General features: G+C 49.4%; 25 protein-coding genes, 1 rRNA gene, 1 pseudogene and 1 other annotated feature. All 27 genes and pseudogenes read right to left on the bottom strand.

Annotated features, from left to right (window positions below; translation table 11 throughout):
• Positions 1–565 (bottom strand): 16S ribosomal RNA (locus A3842_RS18675); the annotation flags it as partial.
• Between the two features lie 455 nt (positions 566–1020).
• Positions 1021–2619: a LysM peptidoglycan-binding domain-containing protein gene (locus A3842_RS18670; RefSeq protein WP_074102330.1), complete on the bottom strand. Its 1599-nt coding sequence runs from the start codon at positions 2617–2619 to the stop codon at positions 1021–1023.
• A gap of 390 nt (positions 2620–3009) precedes the next feature.
• Positions 3010–3891 carry a branched-chain-amino-acid transaminase gene (ilvE, locus tag A3842_RS18665; RefSeq protein WP_074086597.1) on the bottom strand — a complete coding sequence of 294 codons (882 nt, stop codon included), beginning with the start codon at positions 3889–3891 and terminating at the stop codon, positions 3010–3012.
• 4 nt (positions 3892–3895) lie between these two features.
• Entirely contained in the window at positions 3896–4783 is an 888-nt protein-coding gene (gene pheA, locus A3842_RS18660; protein WP_074086596.1) for a prephenate dehydratase, read from the bottom strand.
• A complete protein-coding gene (gene thrB, locus A3842_RS18655; RefSeq protein ID WP_074102329.1) occupies positions 4780–5760 on the bottom strand; it encodes a homoserine kinase in 981 nt (326 codons plus the stop codon). The genes pheA and thrB overlap by 4 nt, the downstream gene beginning before the upstream one ends.
• 57 nt (positions 5761–5817) lie before the next feature.
• Complete coding sequence (locus A3842_RS18650) at positions 5818–7104, bottom strand: homoserine dehydrogenase (RefSeq protein WP_074086594.1); 1287 nt, start codon at positions 7102–7104, stop codon at positions 5818–5820.
• Between the two features lie 32 nt (positions 7105–7136).
• Positions 7137–7574 carry an ACT domain-containing protein gene (locus tag A3842_RS18645; protein ID WP_020429271.1) on the bottom strand — a complete coding sequence of 146 codons (438 nt, stop codon included), beginning with the start codon at positions 7572–7574 and terminating at the stop codon, positions 7137–7139.
• 233 nt (positions 7575–7807) lie between these two features.
• Positions 7808–7936, bottom strand: a pseudogene (locus tag A3842_RS18640) (SPFH domain-containing protein); the annotation flags it as partial.
• Between the two features lie 77 nt (positions 7937–8013).
• On the bottom strand, positions 8014–9324 hold the full coding sequence (obgE, locus tag A3842_RS18635; protein ID WP_074086593.1) for a GTPase ObgE: 1311 nt from the start codon (positions 9322–9324) through the stop codon (positions 8014–8016).
• Between the two features lie 15 nt (positions 9325–9339).
• Positions 9340–10080, bottom strand: a complete 741-nt coding sequence (locus tag A3842_RS18630) for a Spo0B domain-containing protein (protein ID WP_074102328.1) — start codon at positions 10078–10080, stop codon at positions 9340–9342.
• A 235-nt stretch (positions 10081–10315) separates the two neighbouring features.
• Entirely contained in the window at positions 10316–10627 is a 312-nt protein-coding gene (gene rpmA / locus A3842_RS18625) for a 50S ribosomal protein L27 (protein WP_020429282.1), read from the bottom strand.
• Positions 10628–10645: 18 nt separating this feature from the next.
• Complete coding sequence (locus A3842_RS18620) at positions 10646–10981, bottom strand: ribosomal-processing cysteine protease Prp (protein WP_074086591.1); 336 nt, start codon at positions 10979–10981, stop codon at positions 10646–10648.
• A 12-nt stretch (positions 10982–10993) separates the two neighbouring features.
• Positions 10994–11305 carry a 50S ribosomal protein L21 gene (gene rplU, locus A3842_RS18615; RefSeq protein WP_074086590.1) on the bottom strand — a complete coding sequence of 104 codons (312 nt, stop codon included), beginning with the start codon at positions 11303–11305 and terminating at the stop codon, positions 10994–10996.
• 14 nt (positions 11306–11319) lie between these two features.
• Positions 11320–11404, bottom strand: a sequence feature (ribosomal protein L21 leader region).
• Positions 11405–11507: 103 nt separating this feature from the next.
• On the bottom strand, positions 11508–12749 hold the full coding sequence (locus A3842_RS18610; protein ID WP_074102327.1) for an Rne/Rng family ribonuclease: 1242 nt from the start codon (positions 12747–12749) through the stop codon (positions 11508–11510).
• Positions 12750–12815: 66 nt separating this feature from the next.
• A complete protein-coding gene (locus tag A3842_RS18605) occupies positions 12816–13658 on the bottom strand; it encodes a M50 family metallopeptidase (protein ID WP_074102326.1) in 843 nt (280 codons plus the stop codon).
• A complete protein-coding gene (locus A3842_RS18600) occupies positions 13651–14514 on the bottom strand; it encodes a M23 family metallopeptidase (protein ID WP_074102325.1) in 864 nt (287 codons plus the stop codon). The genes A3842_RS18605 and A3842_RS18600 overlap by 8 nt, the downstream gene beginning before the upstream one ends.
• A 253-nt stretch (positions 14515–14767) precedes the next feature.
• Complete coding sequence (minD, locus tag A3842_RS18595) at positions 14768–15562, bottom strand: septum site-determining protein MinD (RefSeq protein WP_074086586.1); 795 nt, start codon at positions 15560–15562, stop codon at positions 14768–14770.
• A 5-nt stretch (positions 15563–15567) separates the two neighbouring features.
• Entirely contained in the window at positions 15568–16227 is a 660-nt protein-coding gene (gene minC / locus A3842_RS18590; protein ID WP_074086585.1) for a septum site-determining protein MinC, read from the bottom strand.
• 81 nt (positions 16228–16308) lie between these two features.
• Positions 16309–16839 (bottom strand): rod shape-determining protein MreD, encoded by a 531-nt coding sequence (gene mreD, locus A3842_RS18585; RefSeq protein ID WP_083606960.1) that lies wholly within the window; start codon positions 16837–16839, stop codon positions 16309–16311.
• The gene (gene mreC, locus A3842_RS18580; protein WP_074086584.1) at positions 16839–17717 is read right to left on the bottom strand and encodes a rod shape-determining protein MreC; all 879 of its coding nucleotides are present in this window, start codon (positions 17715–17717) and stop codon (positions 16839–16841) included. Before mreC ends, mreD begins: the two co-directional genes overlap by 1 nt.
• Before the next feature lie 56 nt (positions 17718–17773).
• A complete protein-coding gene (locus A3842_RS18575) occupies positions 17774–18808 on the bottom strand; it encodes a rod shape-determining protein (protein ID WP_074086583.1) in 1035 nt (344 codons plus the stop codon).
• 40 nt (positions 18809–18848) lie between these two features.
• The gene (gene radC, locus A3842_RS18570) at positions 18849–19538 is read right to left on the bottom strand and encodes a RadC family protein (RefSeq protein WP_074086582.1); all 690 of its coding nucleotides are present in this window, start codon (positions 19536–19538) and stop codon (positions 18849–18851) included.
• A gap of 15 nt (positions 19539–19553) precedes the next feature.
• Positions 19554–20168, bottom strand: a complete 615-nt coding sequence (locus tag A3842_RS18565; protein ID WP_074102324.1) for a Maf family protein — start codon at positions 20166–20168, stop codon at positions 19554–19556.
• Positions 20169–20203: 35 nt separating this feature from the next.
• Complete coding sequence (locus tag A3842_RS18560) at positions 20204–20449, bottom strand: DUF4321 domain-containing protein (RefSeq protein WP_074086580.1); 246 nt, start codon at positions 20447–20449, stop codon at positions 20204–20206.
• 287 nt (positions 20450–20736) lie between these two features.
• Entirely contained in the window at positions 20737–21903 is a 1167-nt protein-coding gene (locus A3842_RS18555) for an SPOR domain-containing protein (RefSeq protein ID WP_074102323.1), read from the bottom strand.
• Positions 21904–21979: 76 nt separating this feature from the next.
• A complete protein-coding gene (locus A3842_RS18550; protein ID WP_074102322.1) occupies positions 21980–23152 on the bottom strand; it encodes a glycosyltransferase in 1173 nt (390 codons plus the stop codon).
• 192 nt (positions 23153–23344) lie between these two features.
• The gene (locus tag A3842_RS18545) at positions 23345–24526 is read right to left on the bottom strand and encodes a glycosyltransferase family 4 protein (protein ID WP_074102321.1); all 1182 of its coding nucleotides are present in this window, start codon (positions 24524–24526) and stop codon (positions 23345–23347) included.
• Positions 24527–24535: the final 9 nt, after the last annotated feature.

The following is a 24535-nucleotide window of genomic DNA, read 5'->3' as shown; positions in this document are numbered from 1 at the left end:
TAATTCCGGACAACGCTTGCCCCCTACGTATTACCGCGGCTGCTGGCACGTAGTTAGCCGGGGCTTTCTTCTCAGGTACCGTCACTCCGGTAGCAGTTACTCTACCGGACGTTCTTCCCTGGCAACAGAGCTTTACGATCCGAAAACCTTCATCACTCACGCGGCGTTGCTCCGTCAGGCTTTCGCCCATTGCGGAAGATTCCCTACTGCTGCCTCCCGTAGGAGTCTGGGCCGTGTCTCAGTCCCAGTGTGGCCGTTCACCCTCTCAGGTCGGCTACGCATCGTCGCCTTGGTAGGCCATTACCCCACCAACTAGCTAATGCGCCGCAGGCCCATCCTCTAGTAGCAGATTGCTCCGCCTTTCATCCCTCGCCCATGAGGGTGAAGGAATTATCCGGTATTAGCTACCGTTTCCGGTAGTTATCCCAGTCTAGAGGGTAGGTTGCCTACGTGTTACTCACCCGTCCGCCGCTAAGCTTATCCCGAAGGATAAGCTCCGCTCGACTTGCATGTATTAGGCACGCCGCCAGCGTTCGTCCTGAGCCAGGATCAAACTCTCCAAATTGGTATTTAGAAAGAGCGATTGCTCATTTTGAAACATCTGACGAGAATAAAATATTCTCTATTTTGGATCTCACTTGCGTGAAATCCCACTCACTCGTTGTTCAGTTTTCAAAGATCAAACTCGTCGTCAGTGTCGATTATCTCGTCACCAGCAACCCTTATAATATATCACGTTCATCAATCAATTGCAACATCTTTTTTTGAAGCATATCAGCATATTGATAGATATTCATGATTCCAATCATCAAACTTTTTTATCATGTCTGCGACTGGATTTATAATATAACATGAATCCTATACTAAATACAACCTCAATTTTTACCAATACAAAACAGTCCTTAGGCCTAATTAATATCACTATGTATGGATTCGTACCCATGACAACAAAGCATGCTGTAATGCATGAACAATGCATTACAGCATGCTTATAGAAGCTGGACTCAGCCTAAAGAAATGTTAGTTCGAGATCCATGGATTTCGGCTCTTTTTCATAGTGCCTTTACGGGTATTCTGATTGGAACGTTGCTTGCCGGCGGTTTTATTGACAGCAGTGGTAGTTTGGCCTGAAGTTTTAACCTTTTGTGCGGATGCTTTTGCTGTACCACCTTTACTCTTCACCGCAGGTTCAGAAACTCCAGCTTCTGCTGTACGAATTGTTTCCTGCTGAATAAATTCCGGCTCCTGTATCTCAGGTATCCGATTATGCGCATAATTCTCCATGCCCGGATACATTGGGTATGCCGGGATATTTGATACCATAGGAGCTGCAAAAGTATTGGGAGATACAAAGTTTCCTTGAGGCCCCATATCTACTCCGTAAGGCGAAACCATTCCTGGCATTGGGTGCATATAGTCGGGATAAGAATTAACCACAGGCTGCTCATAGGAATATGGCTGAATCGGCTGCAAAGGCATCACTGAACCACAACCGCAGGAGGGCCATGGCAAATTGACAGGCTGTTCACCATACTGCGGCATAGCAAAAGAGGGGTTTTCGCTGAAAGGACTATTATTAGGATATTCCGGTGCTGAATTCGGATACCAGGCTCCCTGAAAATCTGATACTGGATTCATGCCGTATAGGGAAGCACACTCTGGCATATAGTTCACTGGCTGCATAAAGTTCGGCGCTGAATTCATCGCCATAGCAGCCATGGGCTCGTAGTTCGGATATGCCGGTGGAAAATCCACGAAATATGGATTCCCACTCAGTCCGGGATACCCTAGCGAATTGTCACATGCCGGTGTTTTATTTTCATACCAGGAAGTCGGCTGCACTTCTGATTTCGACTTTTCCATTGGCATCTCATACTTCATTGCTTCCTGTGCAGGCACTGAAATTTGCACAAACAAACTTTGTGTTTCATGAATCATTTCATGAACAGGTGACACTTCCGGTGCTTTGTTCACTATAGGTGAGACCTCAGGCGCTTTGTTCATTATAGGTGAGACTTCAGGCGCTTTGTTCATTATTGGTGAAACTTCAGGCGCTTTGTTCATTATTGGTGAAACTTCAGGCTGTACAGGTAAAACTTCAGGCATCTTATTCACTGTGGGTGAAACTTCAGGCTCTTTATTCGGTGAAGGTGCGGGCAGTGTTGTTGAAACAGGGGGCACCACGGCAGAAGGCTGCTCTTTAACTCCGGTGTAATCTTTGGAACCCAGCTTTGTTTTGTCAATTATAGCCGTTGCTTCGGATTGTGGCTCGCCCGCAGAAAGATTGCCCTTCTTAGGAATATTGACAACTTCACCAACCAGCAGTGCATTGGGATTCTTTAGTTGCGTGTTAGCATCAATCATATCCTTTAGTGAAATCCCCCATGCTTTGGACAACTTCCACAGGGTATCTCCTTGCTTAACGTTATGTTTGTAGTAGACCTCATTGTTTTCCGGAACCTGGACGGCTGTCGTAGGGATTTTGACCTTATCTCCAACGGCGAGCACATCCGGATTGCTGATCTGTGGATTGGCCTCAATAATTTTTTGCAGCGGTACTCCGTACTTTTGCGACAATGCATATAGCGTATCGCCTGATTTGACAATGTGTATTTTCACGCAGCAATAACCTCCTAAAAGTTTTATGAGCATTACTTCCCGGCCTCGCCTTGTACAAAACTCCCTTCGAAAGCATACTGAATTTTATTCGAATGGCTTTCTGAATCAACTTCGTGCAAGACTTAACTCCGAAAGAATCTGCCAAGTTTTGCGGGCTCATACTTCTGTGAACGGCGTCTGCACTCAAATAGCTTAGCTGTAATCTCTGATGCTGAATGCCTATCTCAGGATATTCTGCTTCCCAGCTTCTTTATTGCGTACAGCCGCCTCCTTCGTTACTACATCTTATGCAGCCCATAGGCGATTGACATCCCTTAAGCAAAAAAAATCCTTTCATGCATGGCATGAAAGGATTTTTACTGTAACATAAAGCTTTGCTATAGGCCCGGCTTATTCCCAAACCTTGTAGCCGTCTTTGTCCACAACATTGCGGAATTCTTCAAGCAGCTGCAACGTAATTGGGCCTGCATGACCTGCGCCAATAATCCGGCCGTCGATTTCACGGGCTGCAATAACTTCGGCTGCTGTACCGGTGAAGAAAACTTCATCCGCAATGTATACATCATGCATAGTGAACGGTTCTTCTTTCAGGGTCAGACCGAGCTTGTCGCACAGCTCAATGATTGCCAGGCGGGTAATACCCTCAAGCGCTCCCAGGTAGCAAGGAGGCGTATAGACTATACCCTTTTTGACGATAAAAATATTGTCTCCTGAGCCTTCGGTTACATACCCTTGAGCGTTCATCATAATCGCTTCGTCAGCCTCTGCCAGATTGGACTGGATTTTGACAAGGATATTATTGAGATAGTTCAGGGATTTGATCTTCGGATTCAGCGCATCCGGAATATTACGGCGCTGTGAGACAGAAACCGCACGAAGTCCGTTCAAGTAAGCCTGCTCCGGATAAATAGCCAGCTGTTCTACAATAATGATGACACTGGCTTTGGGGCAGCGGCGGGGGTCCAGACCCAAATTGCCGGGACCGCGTGATACAATCAGACGGATATATCCGTTATGCATTTCATTAAGACGAATGGTTTCAGCCATGGCTTCCAGCATTTCATCGTAGCTCAACGGAATGTCCAGCATGATGGATTTCGCCGAATCATACAGCCGGTCCAGATGCTCCTTGCATTTAAAAATGTTGCCGTTGTAGATACGGATGCCCTCAAAAATACCGTCTCCGTATAAAAATCCGTGATCAAACACGGATACCTTTGCATTTTCTTTCGTTACGTGTTGTCCATCCAGATAGATCCATTGCTCAGCCATGAACTTACTGCACCTCCGCTTTCTCTTCCTCATAGGTGTATGTGGGATACGAGCCCAGAATCCGCACCTGGCAGCCCAGGGCCTTGATCTCTTCAATTGCCCCGGGGAGCAGGACCGATTCTATCGGTTCCAGCACATCAATATAAAAATAATAAGTACCCAATTTCTTCTTCGTCGGCCGTGACTCTATACGCGATAAATTCAGCCGCCGCCAAGCAAATGCAGCCAGTACCTGATGGAGCGCCCCCGGAAAGTCCTCCGGCAGAGTCACCAGAATGCTTGTCTTATCACCACTGCTTTTCCGTGGAAGTTCCAGCTTCTGATGACCTACCAGCACAAACCGTGTGTAATTGTTATTATGGTCCGTAACCTGCCGCTCTACAATCTCAAGCCCATGCGTTGCTGCACCAAGCGCTGTACCGATTGCTGCCCAGCCAATACCTGGATTCTTGGACACGATTTCAACCGCTTCGGATGTGCTTCCGACCGACTCCAGTTCTGCCCAAGGGGCGTGTTGACGGATAAATTGCAGACATTGCGCCATGGCAACGGGATGAGAAAGGATTTTGACCACTTTGGTGTAATCCTTATGGCCTTCAGCATCTGTGAATTCCTTAGGATTACTGATCAGATTCTGTATGGATGGAAAAATCCACTCTGCCTGCATTGGCAGATCCACTTCGTTGATGAGCCAATCAATATGCAGACTTACCGAACCTTCGATAGTATTCTCAATAGGAATTACGCTGTAATCCGCCATACCACTAGCCGTGGCCAGAAAAACATCAGAGATAAGCTTATGATGCTCAATATTTACAGGCTCATCACCAAATAAATGCAGCAGCGCTTCGTGCGAGACCGAGCCCTGCGGCAACACTGCTATTGATTTCATAACTGTTTTTCTCCTTTTATCATATCCAAAAATGACCCATTTTGCATCTGGCTTGTTTCAATCAGCTCTGAGACAACTCCTGAAGTACAAGGCAGCAGCCAGCAGGTACGTGCAGGAATACCATGCTCCTCCATCGTTTGTTTCAGAAAGAGCTCCAGCTCCTCCTTACGACTCCCATTCCGCTCAACCATACAGAGCAGCGTAGGTCCGGCACCACTCAATGCAATGCCCAGTGCCCCATGCCCTGTCGCTTCGGCCAGCAGCTTCTCCATGCCGGGCACCAGTGGTGCCCGATAAGGCTGATGGAGGCGATCCTGCATGGCGCGGCCAATGAGATCAAGCCGGCCTGCAGCCATAGCAGCAGTCAAAAGCGAGGTCCGGCTGATGTTATGCACAGCATCTCCTACCGTGATCTCCAATGGAAGCACACCACGCGCTTTGGTGGTAGAGAGTTCGAATTGAGGAATTACTACCAGAACCTCAAGGTCCCGGGGAGGCTCAATCCGGATATAATCCGCATGCTCGCCATCCCAGACAGCTGTGATAATCCCGCCGAAAAGCGAGGCCCCCACATTATCGGGATGCTTCTCCAGGGCAGTTGCCATATCGAACAGCTTGGCTAGGCTCAAAGGGGAACCAATCATTGCATTGGCTGCCGCCATTCCGCCAACAATCGCTGATGCGCTGCTGCCCAGTCCTCGAGTAAGGGGGATCTCGGAGTACATGGTAATGGAAAGCTCCGGAATCTCTACACCGGCTTCGGCAAAGACCATTTGTGCCACCTGGTAGAGCAGATTGCTTTTATCCGTGGCCACACCTGCCATCTCATCTCCATAAAGATGAAATACGGTATCTGCGGATTCCTCCATTTCAATCCAGGCATACAGGGAAAGCGCCATGCCCAATGTATCAAAACCCGGCCCCAGATTTGCGGTACTGGCGGGGACTTTAACTCTAGACCTTCCGTACATACTCATAGCTGGTAAAATCTCCTTCATTATTTTTGCGTAGAGCTGTCAGCAGGGATTTAAGGTTCAGCCTTCCACCCGATAGTGGCTCTTAATCCGGTGAATAACCTTAAGCTGCTCGAGATGCCGCATTACTTTATTCATACTCGCCTTGCTCGCATTGTGCGTCACGATAATAATTTCTGCGTCCGGATTATGCGAATTCGCCTGCTGCACCACGGAATCCAGACTGACATCGTACTCTGCAAATACCTGCGTGATTTTGGCCAGTACCCCTGCCTTGTCATCCACATGCAGCAGCAGGAAATTCTTATAGAAGATGTCTTCGTCACTCTTGAGCTTCTTTTGTTTGTAAGGAACAATCTGCTTTAACCCGTTAACACCCAGCTTAAGATTCTTAATGACGGCAACCAGATCCGCTACTATGGACGTTGCTGTTGGCATTGCGCCCGCTCCTGCACCATAGAACATGGTTTCTCCCACGGCTTGACCATATACATACACCGCATTGTACACACCGTTCACGGAAGCAATCGGATGGCTGGCCCGAATCATCGTAGGCTGCACACTGATACTGAATTCATCTTCGTGGCTCTCGGCGATGCCCAGCAGCTTCATCTCATAACCAAGTCTTTTGGCAAAAGCAATATCCTCCTTGCTCACTCCAGAGATGCCGCTGACACTGACATCACTCAGCTCAACATTGGTACGAAAACCAAGGGTGCCGAGAATAGCCATCTTTCGTGCAGCATCCAAGCCCTCGACATCGGAGGTTGGATCTGATTCGGCATATCCCAGTTCCTGTGCTTCCTTCAAGACATCAAGATAGGATGCGCCTTCCTGGCTCATTTTGCTCAGTATGTAATTAGTAGTGCCGTTTACGATGCCCATAATCTTCACGATTTTGTCAGAGGAAAAGCCTTCGATCAATGTACGGATAATCGGAATCCCCCCGGCTACACTGGCCTCATAAAAAACATCGCACTGTTTCTCCTGCGCCTTAGCCAGAATCTCGGAGCCATGCAGCGCCATTAAATCCTTGTTGGCGGTCACGATATGCTTGCCGCGTTCCAGTGCCTCCAGAATATATTCCTTCGTTCCTGCGATCCCGCCCATCACTTCCACAATAACGTCAATCTCCGGGTCCCGGATAACCTCCCAAGGATCATCGGTAATTATAGCGGCATCCACTTCGATATCACGGGCTTTCTCGGTATTCTTCACAGCAATGCGCTCAATAACAATCGGTGAACCCACCTGACTGCTCAGATCTTCCTGATTTCCTTCTACGATACGGACTACGCCCGTACCTACTGTTCCCAGACCCAGTAACCCCACTTTGACCGGCTTCATTTGAATCCTCCTAAAAGTTTTATGAAGCTATACTACCCTTGCCCGATAATTAAAGCACGTTTCACTCCGGGTATCGCCTTCAGACTGTCCAGCATATCCCCGAGCTCTTCGTTCAAATGCGATATCTCCACAGAGATAACCACATTGGCCCGTCCCTGGAGCGGAATACTCTGATGAATTGTCAGCACATTGGCACCATGAACTGCCACAGATCCCAGCACTTTGGACAGCATACCAGACTCGTGCTCCAGATCAATGGAGATTGTGACAATACGCTCGCGTTCGAGCTGATGGATCAGATGAATACCATCCTTGTATTTATAAAATGCGCTGCGGCTAAGCCCAACCTGTTCTACACCCTCATGTACCGTCTTGGCATCTCCCGCCTCAAGCAGCTGCTTGACCTGCATAGTCTTCAGCACAGCATCAGGCAATATGTCCTCTCGGACCAAATAATAGCGTTCTTTCACGAACGTCCTCACCTCAAAGACTTTTGTGTTTATATAGTGGACATTATACGGGATGGCTGCTGTAAAATGCAACAACAACTTTTCACATATAACAACCTAGCACCCCGTTGCAGTAAGTTCACACTCAACTCTCCCCGAGCTGCAAGTTGCATTGCCCTTCTGGTATAATACAGCAAAATCCCCGAAAATCCGGGGGTGATCCCATACAAAGGCCACCAATTACCTAATCAGGCAATATTGGAGAGAATCGGAACGTTCGGTGTGTTGAGTGTATGTCTGCTGGCTGTAAAGGAATCCAACACCTGACTGCCCTTGAACAAAATCGCTTCTTGGGATTCATTGACGATCAGTTGGGTCCAAGTAAAAAACGCCGGCTGTACCTCCCTTTTCCGGGAAAGCACAGTCGGCGTTTGGTATTCATCGTTATGCCGGCAACTACTTAATAATAGCTGCTATTCTCAACAAACTCGAATTCGAAATCAGCGATACGGACAATGGTTCCTTCCACAGCCCCACGTTTGCGGAGTTCCGCATCTACACCCATGTGGCGCAATGTACGTGCAAGCTTCAGTATAGCATCATGTGTACTGAGCTGCATCCGTTTCAGCATCCGCTCAATCCGAGGGCTGCTGACGACAAAGGCATCATTGTCACGCGTAATGGTAAAGGAGTTATCCTCTTCTGCTTCCAGCTTGTAGACCTTGCGTTCTTTGGTCTCTGCCACTTCTTCCACAACCGGAGCCACAGGAATACTGTCGAGGACATCCGTTGCCCGGTAAAGAAGTTCCTGAACCCCTTGGCGGGTAAGGGAAGAAATCGGCATGATCTCCATATCCGGCCGGAGCTCAGATACCTTCTCACGGAAAGCAATCAGATTAGCCTCTGATTCAGGCATATCCATCTTATTGGCCGCTACAATCTGCGGACGGTCGATAAGACCGGCATTATATTGTCTCAACTCATCATTAATCTTCACCCAATCCTCAAAAGGATCGCGTCCTTCGGAACCGGACATATCCACAACATGAATGATGATCCGGGTGCGCTCAACATGACGAAGGAATTCATGTCCCAGACCTACACCTTCACTTGCGCCTTCAATGAGTCCCGGCAGATCGGCCATTACAAAGCTTCGGCCGTCGCCTACATCCACAACTCCCAGGTTCGGTGTAATGGTTGTGAAGTGGTACGCTCCGATCTTGGGCTGAGCAGCGGAAACGACAGAAAGCAGAGTAGATTTACCCACACTCGGGAAACCCACAAGCCCTACATCTGCCATAACCTTCAGTTCCATCACAATGTAGCGTTCCTGGCCTTCTTCACCATTCTCTGCCAGCTCAGGAGCTGTATTATTAGCTGTGGCAAACCGGGTATTTCCCCGTCCGCCCCGCCCCCCACGGGCAACCACGACCTGCTGTCCATGTCGGGTCATGTCGGCTATCACTTCCTGAGTGTCATCGTCAATCAGTACAGTTCCTGGCGGAATGCGAACAATCATGTGCTCGGCGTTCGCTCCGTGCTGGCTTTTGTTACGCCCCTTGACCCCGCGCTCTGCTTTGAAGTGGCGCTGATAACGGAAGTCCATCAGTGTACGCAAACCTTCATCCACCCGGAAAATAACGTCTCCTCCACGGCCGCCGTCCCCCCCGGCCGGTCCGCCTTCCGGCACATATTTCTCCCGGCGAAAGGCCACAAGACCATCGCCGCCGTCGCCGCCTTTTACATAAATCTTAGCTTTATCTACGAACATTCATGTTCACCTTCCTTACATTTCCAGCGGCAGCCGCAGCTCTACATAGCTCTTGTCCCGTCCGGGCTGTTCCGCTTTGATAATTTTTCCTTGAACTATATTATAAATTTGCCCCTGCAGCAGCTCGGGACTGCCATGATCGCCGTCGCCTTCGAAAGAGATAAGAATGTCTCCTCCATCCTGTGTAAAACCAAGCCGGAGCTTCCTTATGTCACCATGCAAGGCTAGCCCACTGTACTGATAGGCCCTCACCGTTTGCATAATCACCTGTGTAAGCTCTTCCCCCGTGTCCGCACTGAGCTTGTCCTCCAGCTGCAGTCCTTCTTCTACCAGTACTTCAAGCTCTAAGCTGCTTCTGAAGGTTCGGAAAGACTGCAGATAGAACACGAGCGAAGGAATGCCGAGCTTAGCAATACGGCTGTCCAGTGCGATCCGTTCCTTTATTCTTCCCACACACTCCAGGGATTTATCAGGCTTGCCGAGCTGGATATATCCGTAAAGTACCTGCAGATCATTCATCCAGTCATGACGATGATGATTGAGTGTCCGGTTCGCCGCCTGCTGTAGCGTCTTCTCCTGTACACGCAATTCCTCTTCAAAATGACGCCGGTAGTATACGGAACTGAAAGCAAGCACTGCGGCTATCCATATGCCGAGCAGCAGACATGTAAAAAGGGAGGTGTGCCAATACAAAAGTCCTAAAGGAAGCATTACGGATAACATGACTGCCCAGATCAACCATTTCCAGGATTTCATTCTTTCTCCCCGTCCCTCAGTTCGCAAAATTCATGCCCATTTAGCCGTTCTCTTCACTTGATATTTACCATTTTTCAGTATAACACAGGGTTTCTTAGCAATCACCAGCAATTCCAATTCAAATTCAAATTCAAATTCAAATTCAAATTCAAATTCAAATTCAAAAAGATACTCCTGAAAAAAAGCCCCCGGCACTCATGCCGGAGGCTTCTACTTGCAATTTGATTCCGAAAGCTTACGCTTCCAGTGCCGCTGCTACCGGAGCGACATCAACCGGGTACACGCTCACTTTTTTGCGATCGCGGCCCCAACGTTCGAACTTCACTACGCCATCAACCAAAGCGAACAGCGTATCATCTTTACCGATGCCTACGTTAGTGCCCGGGTGGATTTTGGTTCCGCGTTGACGAACCAGAATGTTGCCGCCGGTAACTGCTTGACCGTCAGCACGTTTTACGCCAAGACGCTTGGAGTGGGAATCACGTCCGTTCTTTGTAGAACCTACACCCTTTTTCGATGCGAACAATTGAAGATCCAATTTCAACATGTTGGTCAACCTCCTTCTTTAAATAATGACTTCCTGTATCTTAATATACTTCCCGTATGAATCTGCGATATCACCAAGCATGAGTACCATCGACTCCAGTAGTAACTGGACCTTGGCAGACACTTCAGGATGATCTATGGGAACGATTGTCCCGCTAAGAAATCCATCCTTCATCGAAGTATCCAGAACAACGCCTGTCAGACGTTCAATCGAATTCACCGTTCCAACCGTGATGGTGGAAACGCCGGCGCAGACGATATCCCTGCCGTTCTTTGCGTATTCCGCATGCCCTTTAACGGCAAAACCGACAATCGCACCTTGAGCAGAAGCACGTGTAATCCGGACGTTAATCATTAACGCACCTTCTTACGCTTGAATCTTCTCGATAGTTACTTTAGTGTACGGTTGACGATGACCTTGTTTCTTGTGGTAGTTCTTCTTCGGTTTGTATTTGTAGACTACAACCTTCTGACCCTTACCATGTTTCTCGACTTTAGCTGTTACAGACGCGCCGCTTACCAGCGGAGTTCCTGCAGTCAGACCACCATCGTTAGAAACAGCCAATACACGGTCAAACGTTACGCTTGCGCCGTCTTCAGCTTCCAGCTTCTCAATGAACAACACGTCGCCCTCTTGGACTTTGTATTGTTTACCGCCAGTTTCGATAATTGCATACATTGTACTTGCACCTCCTCATGTCTCAGACTCGCCTAGTCTAGGTGGCAGTTCCCAGGGGGAACGCGCTTATGTACCCGATCGGAGCGGTTGCAGCATGTGTAGGATTAGAACAACCAAACACATACTTGAAGATAATAGCATACATAATCCATACAGTCAATGATTCAAAAATTATAAATTGCATGCACCGGGAGTCCATGGCTCATTCCAGCCACGAACCAATTTTGCCTGTACCTCCGCAGCATTGGCAGATCACCGGGGCAAAACCCGCAGAATCATGTCTCGCCTTCTTGCGGGTCATCTCGAGCAATCCCAGGTGCGTCCAGCCCAGAATATGCGTCTGTGTGCGGTCGCGGCTGATGACCCCCTCGAGCCGTTCCGTAACCATCCGCCGGTGCTCCTCGTGCTGCATATCAATAAAGTCGATGATGATAATGCCTCCCGTATCGCGCAAGCGAATCAATCGTCCGATCTCTTTCGCCGCCAAGAGATTCGTACGTGTTACAGTCTCCTCGAGCGTAGATCCGCCGATGTATTGCGCGGTATTGACATCAATTACAGTTAACGCCTCTGTCTCATCCCAGATCAGCGTTGCTCCACCCTCCAGCGTAATCTTCCTTTCGAAACTTTTGTGGAGCTGTTCCTGCACCCCGTAAGCCGTAAAGATGGACTCCTGTCCATGATAAAACCCCACAGGCTTGTATTTTCCAGGGGCCATGTCATTCAGAAAGGCTTGCGCCTCCCGGACGGCCTTGGCCGAATCAATCATCAGTTCATCACGCTGTGGGTTAAAGGCATCCCTGATGAAGCGCTGCACAATACTGAGATCAGAGTGAAGAAGTGCCGGCGCCACGGCTTCCTGTGACCGGCGGATGATCATTTCCCACTGTGCCCGCAAAAAGGAGAGGTCGCCTTCAACGGCCTCCACCGGCTCATCCTCCGAAACAGTCCGCATAATAATACCCTCTTCACGCCTGCGGAGCCGTTCACCCATTCCTTTTAGTCTGGTGCGTTCCGATTCACGGCTGATTTTTTTGGATACACCGACATATTCTGCATAAGGCATGTACACCATCCAGCGTCCCGGAAGTGTATAGTGGGTTGTGACACGCGCACCTTTGCCGCCCCGCGGCTCTTTTCTCACCTGGACCACAATTTCCTGGCCGGGCTCCAGCAGCGTTTCAATGGAGGGCTTCACCTCAGGCTGCCTCTCCAGATGGGGATGCAGCACGTCATCCACATATAAAAAGGCATTCTTCTTCTGTCCGATATCAACAAAAGCAGCCTGCATTCCTGGCAATACATTCATAACCCGGCCCTTGTAGTAGCTCCCGACCAGTCCTTGCTGCTGATCTCGTTCAGCCGCATATTCCACCAGGCTCCCATTGTCCAGAAGAGCCATCCGGGTAACATGCTGCGTGCAGTGAACGATCATTTGTTTCATGGCTTCACCTCTGGTTTGAATCAATCTTCCACTGTCCATTACTAGCTGGACGTTTCATGTCCACATTTACATTCCAAAATAAGAAGAGATCAATTTCTGCTCCGGCACAACGGCCACTATGGTCTTTTCTTCATTCATTACATAGATAAAATGATAATGGTTACGTTTAAATAGACGCAATATATCATCCAAAGGTTTCGCGGAAAAGGCAACTATCGGACGCACCGCGCTTCCCGACTGCCGGTAACGTTCATAAACCGCCTCCCTGTTCATCAAAAAAGAGACAAACCGATACGGTAAATTGCGCTGATCCGTAATGTTCGAATAAAGAAGAAACGCACCGATCATCAGGAGATTCAGACGGAGCCCTCCGCCCGTACCCAGCGGCAGGATGGAGTACAGCACCACCAGCACACTCGCCGCGATGCTCACTCTGCCACACCATAGTAATGTGACATAATAGGGAAGCAGCAGACTAAGCGTCGCCTGAAATATTTTCCCGCCATCCAGAGGGAGTACCGGCAGCAGATTAAACAGACCGATAATGGCATTGGCTTGTATGAAATAAGCCAGGAAGCCGCTGCTTCCATATCCAGCCTGCTGGAGTCCATAGGCCATCAATATCAGCAACAGATTCTGCAAAGGTCCAGCAACCGCTATGCCGATCTCCCGGGTCGCGTTAAGCCGTCCATGATCCTCCATTACCGCTACCCCACCAAAAGGAAGCAGCTGTATGGATTTCACGTGTACCCCGCAGAGCAGCGCAGCACACACATGTCCCAACTCGTGGATGAATACAATGGTGAACAACGTCAACAGCTCCAGGAACTGTCCTGTGATCACGGAGAGCAGCATAATCAGAACGAATAGGGGATGCAGCGACAGTTCAATACCTCTGATCCTAATCAAACGATACCACTTCAGCGGGATCAATATAAGTCTTGTCTTTCATAATTGCAAAAAAAAGCAGGGGTACAGAAGCATTCTCCTGTTCCTCAAGCCAGCCAATGGTATCTCCGCTCTGAACCCAATCATCCGCAGCCAGCTTCGTTCCGCTTAGATGCCCATATTCAGCCGTTACATCTCCGGTATGCCGTACCGTAATCCGTATTCCGCCCTCTGCTTCTTTGGCAACGGACAAAACGCGTCCTGTATCTACACTTTTCACCGTGAGTGAACTGTTTGAATTTACTGCTGGCATAATCTCCACACCCTTTAATGTTGCTGCAAAAGGACGGACAATGCTTCCCTCAAGCGGAGCATTCAGGTCATGAGCAGCAGTCACTTTCTCGGCTGGAGGATTCTTATCACCAAAAATCGGAATAAACGCCGGCGCTCCGCTGAAATGCTCTTCATACCAAACCTCAGCGGCGGCAAAGTCCATATCCCGGGAGAGGGCATCGGCAATAAACACCTGCACTTTCAGCGCCCAGGGCTGTTGAACGTTGAAGATCCCCCATACAGCACCAAACACAACGAGGCTCGCAATAGTCTTCCGCATAAAGCCCGAAGCAAACCCAGGCTTGTCTCCTCCGCCTTCATCCACCCAGTTATTACGCCGCTGCTTCCACATGGCCTCAGGATCGGGCTCAGGAATCTTGGAAAAATCATGGGAGGCTCCTTCTCCCCATTCCTTGAAGGTTGTTGTCTGGTCAGGCAGTGCGAACAGCGGTGGTACCGCTGCCTTCTGCGAAGCATCATCCTGCTCCAGCAGGTTGCGGATACGCTGTTTGCGGCGGCCTTTAATATCTGATTTCTGTTCCATATCGATCCCTCCGGCGGGCTTGTTTACTTTCATTTTATGAACGTCGCAGGCTGCTTTAGAACAAGCCCCGGCCGGAAGGGTACAGAAATGGAATGAATGGTATTTAGCTGGAGACTTATTGTCGGCATTCCTGAAAATTGTTAGCGTACATCCTATAAAATCCCTTAAGGTTCGAAGCAAAAATCCCGCCGCAGACTAATCTGCAGACGGGATCTTTGCTGACACTTGGTACTACTTAGACTATGATTCCGCTTCAGCCCATACCGAAGAACTTCTTCAGCTTCTTGAAGGTACCTGGCTTCCGGTCAAGCTGCATCAGTGGTACCGCATCACCCAGGATACGCCGGGCGATATTGCGGTAAGCGATTGCCGCTGCCGAATCAGGGTTCATTACAGTTGGCTCTCCGCTATTCGCCGCCTTGATAACCAGTTCATCATCAGGAACAATACCGATCAAATCAATATTCAGTACCTGCAGAATATCCTCAATATCAAGCATATCCCCTGATTTCACAAGTCCCGGCCGAATCCGGTTAACTACCAGTTTCGGCGACTCTACATGGGATTGCTCCAAAAGGCCAATAATCCGGTCCGCATCCCGTACTGCGGCATGCTCCGGAGTAGTCACGACAATGGCCTTGTCTGCTCCGGCAATAGCATTACGGAACCCATGCTCGATTCCAGCGGGACAATCAATCAGGATGTATTCGTATTCCTTCTTGAGTTCAAGAATAATATCCTTTACCTGCTCTGGTGTAACAGAGGTCTTGTCTTTGGTCTGCGCTGCAGGCAGCATGTACAGTTCATCAAAACGCTTGTCCTTCACCAGTGCCTGGTTCAGGCGGCAGCGTCCTTCCGCTACATCCACAAGATCATATATGATGCGGTTCTCCAGCCCCATAACTACATCCAGATTCCGAAGTCCAATGTCGGTATCGACCAGACATACTTTTTTGCCCTGCAATGCAAGCGCGGTGCCAATATTGGCCGTTGTGGTTGTTTTGCCAACTCCGCCTTTGCCCGAGGTTACGACAATCGCTTCTCCCATGGAGGCTACACCCCTTTAAACACATTTAAACCCTGACGTAATTTGACTATATTATGAATTTTGTCGATCTGCATAGCACCGCTCGATAAATAGGCAAATTCCATGCTGCTCTCACGGGTACCCCATTCATCTGGCGGGCGGCTAATGACATCGGCAATCCGCAGTTGTGTAGGTGACAGCAAAGATGCAGCAATAATTGCCTCCTGGTTGCCATCTACTCCGGCATGAGCCATTCCGCGGAGCGCTCCGAGAATATAAATATCACCCGTACAGGTAATCGACCCTCCGGGATTCACATCACCCAAAAACAGAAGATTTCCTTCATGATGCAGCACTTGGCCCGAGCGAAGCATGCCACTGATCAGAAACAGGGCATCACTGTCCTTCTCACCGGGTTCCTCCAACGCTTCTACAGAACGGATCAGCAGATTGCCCTGGCTCTTCAGAATGTTGAGAATGGCTTCTTTATCTTCTTCAGTCACGGGACGGCTGCCCAGCTTAATGTCCACATGCACAATCGGTCCGGTCAATATATTCTGATGGCTGTGCTCCAGCTTATAGCGAAGTTCACTTAAGAGATCTTCAAAGGGACACTTGTCGTCTAGCAGGAATACCAGGCCATCCTTGATGCCCTTGATCCTTACATGCTTGGATTGTACTGTCATATGCCTGTCCCCCCATTCTCATTCATTCGTGCCGGGCCAGGCAAATTCCTTCTTTCCCATGTAAGAAAATGCAGTCCGGCTTCACGCTGCCTCTTCCTTGCGGGTCTCTTTCTTCAGCAGTTCAATCTGCCTCCGGAGAGGAACATAAAGGAGCAGGGCGATAGCAAAATGAAATAACATGGTAGGCAGCATGTGATGCAGCAATGCCCAGTTATAAGGAACCTGGCCTAAATTAAATACACTGTAAATGGCAAAAAGCACACTATCCTCAAGAAGGCTGCCCAGCAGCACCACCGTCATCATCAGCGGCAGCGGGGCGCGCGGAATCTGAAATATCAGGCCAATCAGATAAGCGGACAACCCCATTGCGAACGAATGGGCACCAAGAATCCTGCCGTAAAAGACCACATCGTGCAGCATACCGAAAGACAAACCAAGAATAAGTGCCGTATGTCGGTGATGGTATACTGTCACAAACAGTATAACGATAAAAACGAGATTAGGAATAATCCGCATCTCCCAGGCATTCGGAAGCAACCAGGGCATTATCGTGCCTTCAACAATAAATAATAGAAATAATAACAGAATTAATACGGATCTGCGCATCTTCACTATTCGGCACGCTCCTGCGTAAAGACAACGAAGAGTTCCTTCCAGTCCTGGAATCCTGCCGCCGGCTTAATGATTGCAGTAGAAGTCAACCCGTATTCTCCTACCTTAACACTCTCAACTGTTCCGATGGACATTCCGCGCGGGTATATTCCCCCAATACCTGAAGATATGATGGTATCACCTTTGACTACCGGATTTCCAACAGGGATTTTGTTCATGATGAGCATCCCGGATTGCTGGTCGTAGGATTCAATCATTCCGAAGGTCGTCCCTTCCTTGTTGAAGACAGTCGCCGCAATTGGAGGCTGGGAGTTGGGATCATTGAGATCCATCATGGTCATCAGCTTCACCGTGGAAGTGAAATTGCTTACTTTGCTGATTACGCCAACCAGTCCCTCCACAGAGGTGACGGACATATTCAGCTTAATTCCATCCTTAGCACCAAGGTCAATAACCAGCGTGTTGTTGCTCGGCTCTGTGGTCAGACTGACCACATTAGCGATCCGGTAGTCATATTTGTACAAATTCTTCTGAGCATTCGTAAACTTAAGATCGATTTGATATCGATCGTATTGTGCCTTGATGAAGTTATACTGCGCTTTATCCCTGGCGTATTGAGCAGCAACGATTTTGAGCTGCTCATTCTCCTCAGCCAGGTCATGCAGATTTCCGATATCTTGGAACAAGCCCGCTACATATCCAGCGGGCTTGTAGAACAAATTCTGCACAAAACCAGTCGTATCTCTCAGGAAATTCTCCGGCCAGGACAAGGATTTTCTCGTCCCCAGACTGAACCCCATAACAACGATAAACATGACCAGTGTGATCAATAATATGAACAGACGTTTATTGTTAAACAGTTTAAACAGTTTCAACACCCTCTAACAAACGTATTTCTCCCATATTAGGGGTTGACGTTCACAAGCATATACAATTAGCGCTTGGAGCGGAGGCCTGAGCTGCTGCGGCTCTTGAAGAGATGAATATTCTCCAGGGCTTTGCCTGTTCCAATAGCTACACAATCCAGCGGATTCTCAGCAACAATGACCGGCATACCGGTCTCGCGGGCCAGCAACTTATCCAGGTTCCGCAGCAGAGCGCCGCCGCCGGTAAGTACAATTCCCCGATCCATAATATCAGCAGCGAGTTCAGGTGGACATTTCTCCAGTGTTACCTTTACAGCCTCGACAATGGCATTTACGGTATCTGACAATGCTTCGCAGATCTCATCTGAGGTAATGGTCAACGTCTTAGGCAGACCGGTCACGAGATCACGTCCGCGGATCTCCATGGTTTCGGTCTTCTCCAGAGGCAGAGCAGAGCCCACATCCATCTTGAGCTGCTCGGAGGTACGCTCCCCGATCATGAGATTATATTGGCGCTTGATGTATTGAATGATGGATTCATCCGCTTCGTCGCCGGCAACCCGAACAGACCGGCTGGTCACGATACCACCAAGGGAGATAACAGCCACTTCAGTAGTCCCTCCGCCAATATCGACAACCATACTGCCTGTAGGCTCCCATACCGGAAGATCTGCACCAATGGCAGCTGCAAAAGGTTCCTCGATAATATAGGCCTCACGAGCACCCGCCTGCTTGGTAGCATCCTCAACAGCACGCTGCTCCACAGCTGTGATGCCGGACGGTACGCACACCATTACATTTGGATGGCGCTGGAACATCGAGCGCTGTTTCTGCGCCTGACGGATAAAATATTTGATCATAGTTGCCGTGGTATCAAAATCAGCAATTACTCCATCCTTCATTGGACGAATGGCACGGATATTTCCCGGCGTACGGCCGATCATTTTTTTGGCAGATTCGCCAACGGCTTCAATGGTCTTAGTATCTGTATTAATGGCCACAACGGAAGGCTCTCTGACAACAATCCCCTTACCGCGTACATAGACAAGCGTATTCGCTGTCCCCAGGTCAATTCCTAAATCTTTCGTAAAACCACCTAACATGCTTGTATTCTCCTTTTCCTTGTATCTCTGGACAATTGTATTACATAAAACCTTTTTCCTTCAAACTTACAAAACTGCTGTCTCCAATAATCAGGTGATCCAGCACATCGATCCCGACAATCTCCCCGGCCTGAAGCAATCTTGAGGTTAAGGAGATGTCCTCCGGACTGGGCGTAGGATCACCGCTCGGATGATTATGTGCGCATATGATAGCTGCGCTGCTGCATTTCATAGCTGCCCTGAACACCTCACGGGGATGCACAATGGAGGCGTTGAGGCTACCCATGGATAATGTCTCCTGCGCAATAACATGATTTTTCGTATTCAGAAAGAGGCAGACAAAATGCTCCTTCTGCAGATAACGCAGCTGCTCGGTTAATATCTCCGCCGCATCCTGTGGAGAGCGGATAATGACCGGATCGGTCAGCCGGGAATTCGCCATTCGTCTTCCCAGCTCTATGCCAGCTTTGAGTTGCACCGCCTTGGCAGGGCCGATGCCTTTGATATTCGTCAGTTCTTCAATGCTCAGGTCCGCCAGCCCGCGAAGACTGCCTGCCTGTCCCAGAATCCGCTGGGCAATATGAATAGCCGATTCTGCCCGCGTACCTGTACGCAGCAGGATGGCCAGCAGCTCTGCTTGACTTAGTGATTCTGCCCCATAATGCATCATGCGCTCTCGTGGTCGTTCTTCATGGGGGAGGTCCCGCAGCATTAATAATTGCGACTCCATCCCTATCCCTCTTTCCTAATCCGTTCCTTGAAGGCCAAGCACTGAGATGTCAAAATCGGACAACATCTCCCCAAGCAGTGACAGCGGCAATCCGACCACGTTAAAATAACAGCCTTCAATCCGTTCCACCAGGGTGGCGCCCAGCCCTTGGATCGCATAGGAGCCAGCCTTATCGGCAGGCTCTCCGGTCGCTATGTAAGCGGAGATTTCATCCATGCTCATCGCTCTCATGGTTACAGAGGTTACCCGGTGCCGGACTACAGTCTTCTCTTCAGGCAACCCTATGCAGGCTACTCCGGTATACACCTGGTGTGTCCGGCCCTGCAGCAGCTTAAGCATGGCTCTGCTGTCCTGCGGGTCCAACGGCTTGCCGAGCACTTGGCCGTCCAGTACCACGATTGTGTCACTGCCAACGATAACGGATGCACGTTCACCAGCAGATGGCAGGACTGCCTCCGCTTTGCGGAGCGCGAGACTGCGCACAATATCCTCAGGTGCAAGACCTGGAGCCGTGCTCTCATCCGCATCGCTCGAGATCACCTTAAAGGGCAAGCCCAGCAGCGTTAGCAGTTCCCGGCGGCGCGGAGAACCGGAGGCAAGAATAATCTGTCGTGAGTTGTCATGCTCCACTGTAGTAGCGTCCCTTCTGAAGTGAACAGCGAATGCTATAGTCTCCGGTAGAGCCAAAGGGCCGTAATAATTCCTGCAAGACTGAGCAGACACAATTTCAAATGAATAGTGATGTCGTAGGTTATGATGTCCAAATCGGCTTGCGGCGACCATTTGAGTACAGTCGAGGCTGTAAGAAAAGACAAAGCTTTTACAGGTTCCAGCAGTTTGGCGATCCACGCCCCGGCTAGCCAGCCCAGAATTAGAAATAACAGCAGTATTCCCACATTTTTCTTCTTCATCTAAGTCTTCCCTCGCCATTTTTTGACACCCTAATTATTATACGGTGAAACGGAGTTCAATACAAACGTAAAATCCGGTACGGAAATGATTACCACTTCCCCAATGGAATTCATAGCTGTATGCCAATCATTGGTATGTTATATAGCACATCTGTATCGGCTGGGACCTGCGAAATAGACTACATAGCATCAGTGAATCATTCAGCTCCCCAAAATAACAGTACTCCCCCGCCCGGCAGATTGCCGGAATCGGGGGAGTACTGTTTCTAATTCATGAAAAGAAGCATTTAGGTCAGGGCTGCCAGCAGGCTCTTCTGACCGGTGAGGAAACTCATCATGGCCTCCTGCACCTCCCACAACAAACCTTGAGCTTGGTTCTTGTTATACTCGTTCAGCGCGGAAATCCCCTGGCTCATAGATTTCTCCAGCCCGGCACAAAGCTTTTGAGCTTCAGCGGGCAGGCCCGGCTCCAATGCTTTGACCGCTTCGGTCCACTGCATATGAAGTGTACTGACCTCTGTACTCTCCGCAGCCTCTTCCTGCCCGCTTAGTTCGGCCGCGGAGAGCCTGCTGAGCTCACCCAGCAGCTTCCCGCTGGCAGCGAAGTAGTTATTCACAGTCTCTGCTTGCCCGGTGTAAGCGGCTTCTGCCGCTGCAGGGAGTGAAACCTCCCTAACATATAGCTCAATACCCTGGTTCTTCAGACCGCTGCTGAGGAGCTTGGCCTGCTCACGGTCCGGCGACATTCCCGCATATACCCGGTTGCCGTCAGCCGGATCGAGACCGGCTGCAAGTCCTGCATCCAGCAGTTCCTGACGGGCCTGCTCTGCTCCTGCCGGAGTGCTGAACACACCGTACTGCAGGAGATAATAGGTCTGTGCTGCAACCTGTACAGAAATGGGGTTCACTCCCGCATTTTTGCTTATATCCTGCGGCAGAACAGCAGTTGTACCCTTACCTTCCTGCACAGCAGAGTTAACTCTCGGCGTGTTGGAACTGCCTGTAAGGCTTCCGCCGCCTATAAAAGACAAGGCAGCATACCCAAGTAGAATGCCAATCCCCAAGGCTCCGGCTATGGATAGGGCTAGCTTCCACCAATAGGAGGGACGGCGGGCATGGTAGGAACCGCCAAAATTACTCCCTAGAGCGGAAAGGTCACTATAGTGCTCCGTCTCCGTTGCCCAGGCTGTAGCATAGTTGCGTTCCTCCTGGTCCACTTCATGCTCCTGTGCCGGAACAAGAGCAAACTGCGGTTCCCCCTCCCATAAATCAGGCGCATGACCGGATGGAAAAAAATGCAATTTGGGTTCTTCGAAGGTCCCCATTCCGTCCCGCTGCTCTATTTCCGTGTAATCTCTGGCAGTACCCAGCCCGGCTCCTGATCTGCGCTCGTTTGATTCAGGTTTCTTGCTGTTATCCACTTCAAACTTGAACGTCATTCTTCCGTTACTCAAAGCACACACCTCACTATCGTCTATTCTATAAGGAAATATATGATAGACGAGAGATGGATATGCTATGTTGATATAATTACACGAGGCTTAGTACTTTGGCCTGAACTTTCTTCATCTCATAGTGATTTACCAGCGTCCGGTAAGCACGGTCAGCGATAAGGGAGCCAAGCTCGGGGGACTGAAGCAGTTTGATTGCATGTTCGGCCATAGCAACAGTGGTGCCGGCCAGCAATATATTCCGCCCGTGCTCACAGTTTAGCGCCTCCGCACCTCTAAGGCTGGTTACTACCGGAGTCCGGAGTGCCCAAGCTTCCAGAATCTTTTTCTGACTGTGGCTGCCTTCACGCAAATATACCAAGACTGCCTTGGACCGGCGTATGTATTCAGCAGCTTGTCCGGGTTCTTCAATAACCTTCACGGAAGAATCCGCTCTGGAGAGGGCCAGCACCTCGGGATGTACTGCGCTGCTTACAATATAGCATTGAACATCAGGTACCTCGGCCCGGATCAACGGGTAAATTTTCTTATGAAACAACATGACGGCGTTCTTGCCTTGAACAGTATGCATGTCCCAGTGAAGCATGATGCCGTTCTCTTTGCATACCGGATCGGTATATTGATACTCCTGCAGATTCACAAATGGAGGTACAACGTGTACCTTGCCTGCATTGGCAAAAGACAGTGCCTTAAATGACAAGGCATCCCACTCGCTGGCGGCCAGCAGCAGACCGGTTTTGCTCATCAGCTTCCGCTCATCGTGCCGGACCCGGGCCTCATTTATTTTGCGGTAATGATGCCTGATCTTACGCTGGACAGTCCCTTCCCTTTCCACAGTCCTGCTCACGGTTCTCTGGGCATCCGTAACAATGACTGCACCGGGAAGCAAGGTGGAAATCAGGTCGATAAAGTTGCCCAGCAGACTGTGGGATATAAATACATGACTGTAGGCGTGCTGGCTGCAGAGTTTCTTAATCTCCATCCGCAGTTCTTTTCCGGCGTCATGGGAGGTTTGGGAACGGAGCCTGTCCAGCGGACGCAGCAGTGTTCTCCGGGGATCAACGGCCTTACCTGCCCGGTGGAGGGTAAGCGCAGGACTAAAATTAGCAAACCGCTCCCGGGCTCCCGGGCAATACTCCAAAAGGTCGATATCAAATTTCTCCAAAAGGATCACAAGAAAACTTTCTGTCCGAAGCTCCGCTCCCTCACTGCATTGATTATGGGCTGAAAGGAACAGCATTCTTTCTCTCATGGCTCTGTCTCCTTGATAATCTATGAAATACTTCAGTCGTCATGTGCAGATATTTGCGCAGAAAAAAAGCAAGCGGATGACATCCCGCCGCTTTTCATGAAACTTTAGATGTAGAACAATAGTACCGTATTCTCTTGCGAAATATTGTCGATTTATGGAGTGAAAAATTCTTTTTTTGAAAAACGATACCATTTAGACCAAACTCAGCAGCTTCTCCCGTACACTTTCGGCCTCATAATTGGCAATCAATGTTTGATAAGCCCGGTCCGCCAGCACTATTCCGCGTTCATGATCCTGAAGAAGCTGAATCACACTGTCCGCAAAGGTTGCGGGATCATCGGCAATCATAATGTTCCGGGAATGCTCATAGAGCAATCCTTCTGCTCCTTTCGTGGTTGAGACGACGGGTGTCTTCAACGCCCAGGCCTCCAGGATTTTTAGGCGGGTGCCGCTTCCCTCCAGCAAGGGCGCAATAACAACTTGAGCTTTACGCACATAATCTGCAACACTGTCGACATAACCGGTGATCACAATCGAAGGGTCATTTTCAGCCAATGCTGCGACCTCCGGGTGTACATCCCTGCCCACGATATACCACTTAATCCCCGGCACCTTCAATTTGATGAGCGGGTAAATCTCACGGTTGAAATACGTTGCTGCGTTAATATTCGGAAAGTAGTTCATATTACCCGGTAAAATAATCCACTGCTCTTTGGGAGTTATCACATTAGCCAGATAGTCGCCCATACGGATAAAGTTGGGAATCACATGGACTTTATGCGAATTCCCGAGAGAAAGTGCTTTGAATGCCAGTCCATCCTGTTCCGAAGTGGTCAGCAGCAGGTTCGTTTTGTCCATCAGCTTAAGCTCATCCCGCTTCGTCCATACGGCATTAAGAGTATAAAACAGTTTCGCTGCACCTTTCTTCCCGGCTGCCAGCTGTCCGGAGAGTCCACTCTCGAAATTGTGGGCATCCGTGGTGATTACAGCTTCAGGTAGTGCTTCACGCACGATATCAATGCAGCTTCCAAGCAGGCTATGGGATATAAAAATATGACTATAGCTGTTCTCACGGCACAACCCCATAATCTTGCTGCGCATATCTACATCCACATGACTCATGTAGGAACTGTTGCGCCATTTATATAGGGAACGAAGCATGGCTTTTCGGTAATTCATTGTTCGCTCTACTTCGTACATTGCAAGTCCCTGCGTTTCCGACTTCTCCGCTGAAGACTTTGTGTTGCTGTAAGTAAGCAGATCCACATCATATTTGGCCAGTAAAATATTCAGTATATTTCCAGTTCTCAGCTTGCCGCCGCTGTCCTGGGGAAAAGGATTTTCTGCGGATATGAATAGCAATTTCTCCCTCATTGTTTTCGT

It is taken from the genome of Paenibacillus sp. P3E (assembly GCF_001909045.1).
Lineage (GTDB): Bacteria > Bacillota > Bacilli > Paenibacillales > Paenibacillaceae > Paenibacillus_AQ > Paenibacillus_AQ helianthi.
Note: the sequence above shows the minus strand (reverse complement) of the source record. Positions and strands in the feature narration are given on the sequence as shown.

What these genes read in the sequence shown, in the direction of transcription:
- A3842_RS18650 (WP_074086594.1), bottom strand. Translation starts at nt 7,104, where the DNA reads ATGAAGCCGGTCAAAGTGGGGTTACTGGGTCTGGGAACAGTAGGTACG.
- A3842_RS18575 (WP_074086583.1), bottom strand. Translation starts at nt 18,808, where the DNA reads ATGTTAGGTGGTTTTACGAAAGATTTAGGAATTGACCTGGGGACAGCG.
- A3842_RS18545 (WP_074102321.1), bottom strand. Translation starts at nt 24,526, where the DNA reads ATGAGGGAGAAATTGCTATTCATATCCGCAGAAAATCCTTTTCCCCAG.
- radC (WP_074086582.1), bottom strand. Translation starts at nt 19,538, where the DNA reads ATGGAGTCGCAATTATTAATGCTGCGGGACCTCCCCCATGAAGAACGA.
- pheA (WP_074086596.1), bottom strand. Translation starts at nt 4,783, where the DNA reads ATGAAATCAATAGCAGTGTTGCCGCAGGGCTCGGTCTCGCACGAAGCG.
- ilvE (WP_074086597.1), bottom strand. Translation starts at nt 3,891, where the DNA reads ATGGCTGAGCAATGGATCTATCTGGATGGACAACACGTAACGAAAGAA.
- A3842_RS18600 (WP_074102325.1), bottom strand. Translation starts at nt 14,514, where the DNA reads ATGGAACAGAAATCAGATATTAAAGGCCGCCGCAAACAGCGTATCCGC.
- rplU (WP_074086590.1), bottom strand. Translation starts at nt 11,305, where the DNA reads ATGTATGCAATTATCGAAACTGGCGGTAAACAATACAAAGTCCAAGAG.
- thrB (WP_074102329.1), bottom strand. Translation starts at nt 5,760, where the DNA reads ATGAGTATGTACGGAAGGTCTAGAGTTAAAGTCCCCGCCAGTACCGCA.
- A3842_RS18620 (WP_074086591.1), bottom strand. Translation starts at nt 10,981, where the DNA reads ATGATTAACGTCCGGATTACACGTGCTTCTGCTCAAGGTGCGATTGTC.
- rpmA (WP_020429282.1), bottom strand. Translation starts at nt 10,627, where the DNA reads ATGTTGAAATTGGATCTTCAATTGTTCGCATCGAAAAAGGGTGTAGGT.
- A3842_RS18610 (WP_074102327.1), bottom strand. Translation starts at nt 12,749, where the DNA reads ATGAAACAAATGATCGTTCACTGCACGCAGCATGTTACCCGGATGGCT.
- A3842_RS18550 (WP_074102322.1), bottom strand. Translation starts at nt 23,152, where the DNA reads ATGAGAGAAAGAATGCTGTTCCTTTCAGCCCATAATCAATGCAGTGAG.
- A3842_RS18630 (WP_074102328.1), bottom strand. Translation starts at nt 10,080, where the DNA reads ATGAAATCCTGGAAATGGTTGATCTGGGCAGTCATGTTATCCGTAATG.
- minD (WP_074086586.1), bottom strand. Translation starts at nt 15,562, where the DNA reads ATGGGAGAAGCGATTGTCGTAACCTCGGGCAAAGGCGGAGTTGGCAAA.
- minC (WP_074086585.1), bottom strand. Translation starts at nt 16,227, where the DNA reads ATGACAGTACAATCCAAGCATGTAAGGATCAAGGGCATCAAGGATGGC.
- obgE (WP_074086593.1), bottom strand. Translation starts at nt 9,324, where the DNA reads ATGTTCGTAGATAAAGCTAAGATTTATGTAAAAGGCGGCGACGGCGGC.
- A3842_RS18560 (WP_074086580.1), bottom strand. Translation starts at nt 20,449, where the DNA reads ATGAAGAAGAAAAATGTGGGAATACTGCTGTTATTTCTAATTCTGGGC.